Origin of the sequence: Viridibacillus soli (genome assembly GCF_016612995.1) — a bacterium.
GTDB classification, from domain to species: domain Bacteria; phylum Bacillota; class Bacilli; order Bacillales_A; family Planococcaceae; genus Viridibacillus; species Viridibacillus soli.
The window spans coordinates 1-694 of record NZ_JAEOAH010000052.1; the positions used below are offsets into that span (position 1 = coordinate 1).

Consider the following 694-nt stretch of genomic DNA (forward strand, 5'->3'; position numbering starts at 1 on the left):
AACTGGAGCTACTGGAGCAACCGGCGACACTGGTGCTACCGGAGCTACTGGCGACACTGGTGCAACGGGCGACACCGGTGTAACTGGAGCAACTGGCGACACTGGTGCTACTGGTGCAACGGGCGACACCGGTGCAACTGGAGCAACTGGTGAAACCGGTGCAACTGGAGACTCTGGTGCTACTGGTGACACTGGTGCTACAGGTGCAACTGGAGCGACTGGAGCTACTGGAGCTACTGGAGCAACCGGCGACACTGGTGACACTGGTGACACTGGTGCTACAGGTGCAACGGGCGACACCGGTGCAACTGGAGCAACTGGTGAAACCGGTGCAACTGGAGACACTGGTGCTACTGGTGACACTGGTGCTACAGGTGCACCCGGCGACATCGGTGCTACGGGAGCTACTGGAGCAACTGGTGAAACCGGTGCAACTGGAGCTACGGGAGCTACTGGAGCAACTGGTGAAACCGGTGCAACTGGAGCTACGGGAGCTACTGGAGCAACTGGTGAAACCGGTGCAACTGGAGCTACGGGAGCTACTGGAGCAACTGGTGAAACCGGTGCAACTGGAGCTACGGGAGCTACTGGAGCAACCGGCGACACCGGAGCAACTGGCGCTACTGGAGCAACTGGTGAAACCGGAGCTACTGGTGACACTGGTGACACTGGTGACACTGGTGCTACAGGTGCA

Annotated in this window: 1 protein-coding gene; it reads left to right on the forward strand. The window is 59.5% G+C overall.

Annotation, left to right across the window (positions count from 1 at the left end):
* Positions 1-104: 104 nt before the first annotated feature.
* On the forward strand, positions 105-694 hold a 590-nt coding region (locus JFL43_RS20495; protein ID WP_234447933.1), incomplete at its 3' end, for a hypothetical protein.